Source organism: Mycobacterium talmoniae (assembly GCF_001854525.1).
Taxonomy (GTDB): Bacteria; Actinomycetota; Actinomycetes; order Mycobacteriales; family Mycobacteriaceae; genus Mycobacterium; species Mycobacterium talmoniae.
Genome location: NZ_MLQM01000034.1, coordinates 1 through 2738 on the forward strand (window position 1 = coordinate 1; position 2738 = coordinate 2738).

Annotated in this window: 4 protein-coding genes; 2 read left to right on the forward strand and 2 right to left on the reverse strand. The window is 67.3% G+C overall.

What is annotated here, in order from left to right; genetic code table 11:
- Positions 1-244: PE/PPE C-terminal domain-containing protein (locus tag BKN37_RS08935; protein WP_207547223.1), on the forward strand; the 244-nt coding region annotated here is incomplete at its 5' end.
- A 214-nt stretch (positions 245-458) separates the two neighbouring features.
- On the opposite strand, the gene BKN37_RS08940 is transcribed toward BKN37_RS08935, so the two are convergent.
- Together BKN37_RS08940 and BKN37_RS08945 are read right to left on the reverse strand one after the other, a co-directional pair.
- Positions 459-1127, reverse strand: coding sequence for a response regulator (locus tag BKN37_RS08940; protein ID WP_071024597.1), 669 nt, complete (start codon positions 1125-1127; stop codon positions 459-461).
- 30 nt (positions 1128-1157) lie between these two features.
- Complete coding sequence (locus BKN37_RS08945) at positions 1158-1355, reverse strand: hypothetical protein (protein WP_071024599.1); 198 nt, start codon at positions 1353-1355, stop codon at positions 1158-1160.
- 787 nt (positions 1356-2142) lie between these two features.
- On the opposite strand from BKN37_RS08945, the gene BKN37_RS29810 reads away from it, so the two are divergent.
- Positions 2143-2738: PE family protein (locus BKN37_RS29810; RefSeq protein ID WP_423212776.1), on the forward strand; the 596-nt coding region annotated here is incomplete at its 3' end.

Sequence of the window (2738 nt, forward strand, 5' to 3'; positions counted from 1 at the left end):
GTCCTCCGTCGTCGGCCGCTTGTCGGTACCGACCACCTGGTCGGCGGCCATCCCGGCGACCGGCGCCGACACCGCGGCCTGGGCCGGCACGGGCTGGACCGCCGCCGAAGAGGACGCGCCCGCCGGACCGCTGCCGGCCGGGATGCCGTCGGCGGCGTCGGCGGGCCGCGGCGGCTTCGGCCTCGGCACCCCCCGGTACGGATTCAAACCGACCGTGATGCCCCGCCCGGTGGGGGTCGGCTAGCGTCCGCCCGCGGCGCCCGGCAACCCGGTCGGGGGTGGCTGCGCCGCCCCGTTTGTCGCGCTAAAGCGCCACAATCGGGGTGGCGTCATGTCGTGCGCACAAAATTACGCCGACACCCGTTTCTTGCCGTCGCGGCGAAGGCGCGGAAAATACGCCGACGGATCCGCACGGGACCCGCCTTTATCTACCTTTTGCGTACCCGTGAGAAGAATCGTCATACCTCAAAGCGGTAACCCATGCGCGCGACGGTCAGCAAATGTTTCGGACGCGACGGGTCGTCCTCGAGCTTGCGTCGCAACTGGGAAAGGTAGATCCGCAGATAGTTGGTCGCCATCGCGTACCCGGGCCCCCACACCGCGGTGAGCAACTGCTCGCGTCCGACCAGTTCGCCGCGGCGCCGCACGAGGGTTTCCAGCAGCGCCCACTCGGTGCGCGTCAGATGGACCTTGCTGCCGTTCTTGATCACCTTTTTGGCCGACAGATCGACGGTAAACGACGTGGTCGTGACCACCGGGTCAGCCGTGGCGGCGCGGCGCACCGCCGCGCGCAGCCGCGCCAGCAGTTCCTCCGACCTGACCGGCTTCGTCACGTAATCCACCGCGCCCGCGTCCAGGGCGGCCACTTTGTCGGCGGAGTCGGTGCGCGCCGACACGACGATGACCGGGGCCGTCATCCAGCCCCGCAATCCGGCGAGCACCTCGATGCCGGAGGAGTCGGGCAGGCCCAGATCCAGGAGCACGACGTCGGGCTGGTGCACGGCGGCCGCGCACAGGGCATCGGACCCGGTGACGGCCGTGACGGTGTCGTAGCCCCGTGCGGACAACAGGATGTGCAGCGTCCGCAGAAACTGGGGGTCGTCGTCGACGACCAGCACGCGCGTCATCGCTGCCCCAGTGGACGCATGTTCACGACGTCACGCCGGGTAGTGGCCGGTGACCACGTGGATGCCGGCGCTGGGTCGAACCCGGGTGCGGCACCGCACGGCGCGGCGGGGATCACGCGCGCCGATCAGCCACCTCCCCCGCGGGTAGCCCACCCCGAGGGGCGCGGCGCAAACCGGCATTGCGCGCAGCGCGGCGCACGGTTGGCGGGCCAGCTTGGTCCACGTCATCTCAGGCCGTCCCGGGCAGCAGGTGCACCACTATGCCAATAACTTTTTGGGTAGCCGGGGCGGCAATCCTGCCCAAGCCATACCGGGCCAGGCGGGTCGGCGGTGATCGTCAACGCGCCCGTGACCCCGCTGCGCGGGGCGCGCCACACCCCCCAGCCGGTCGCACCGGTACGCCGGATCCGGTGCCCGGCCGGCGATCGGGCGGTTGATGAACCATTCGGCACGGCAGCGCTTTTCGGGACTGCAGACACGGTCCAGGTGGTCGCCCCGCGGTCCGTGCACCACCGTCGACCCGAAACACACCAACACGAACGCGCCTTTCCGTCCCCGACGACCCGGCCGATCGTCGAATAGATGCCTGCGCTATGTAACGCCACCCCCCGCGGCCAGGCAAGACCGGGGCGAGCGACCAAACGCTTTTTTTACGGCCCTTAACGGTTTCTTGCCGATCACGCACCCCGCGGCGGGTCTGGCGTCGAGGTGAGATCTTCGATGTTAAAGGGGCAGCAGCGATTTCGCTCCCACCGATGGACCATGCACTGGCGGCGGGCGCAGTGGCCGTTGCTCGTCGGCAGCCGCTCGGCGCCTGGGCGACGGCGAGCGCCCCGCCGCGGTCGTTGCCAAAAAGTTAAAAAAATCGCACTGTAAATGTCGCAATTCGGCATCCTTAAAGGAACGTTGCGATTTCCTCACAATTGGCGCGGTTTCGTTAAAAACCGAACATAACGGTTAATAAACCGTTACCGCGACGTTCAACCGTTCAAATCGCTGAAATTCTTCCAGTGCTGTGGCGGCCGATACCGCCACCGCCGCACTCATTTTCGGCCACGCGGACCTTGACAAGGAGAACTTCATGTCGTTTGTGAAAACAGTGCCTGAAGCAATGGCGTCAGCCGCGGGCCAGCTTGGGAGTATTGGCGAAGCGCTGGTCGCACAAAACGCGTCCGCTTTCGGCGTGACCACCTCGATCGCCCCGGCCGGCGCCGATCCGGTATCGCAGCTGCAGGCGGGATTGTTCGGCACCTACGGCACCCTTTATCGGTCGATCAGCGACCAAGCGACGGCAATTCACCAGCAGCTGGTGCAAGCCCTGGGACACAACGCTGTCACCTATGACGGCACGGAGCAGACCAACCAGGCGACGACATCGATCGGCGACGGAATTCAGTGGTTCCTGACCAACATCATCGGGGTCCCGAGCAGCGGGAGCACCTCGGTGGGATCCGGCAACGCCGCCAACATCGCCAACATCGGGTTGGGCAACTGGGCCTCCGCCGGCTCCGACCTGATCGGCCTGGCCGGTGGCGGTCTTCTTGACTTCCCCGAGGAGGCCGCCGAGGCCGAAGGGGGCTTGGCCGGCCTGGACGGGGCGGTGCTGGCCGG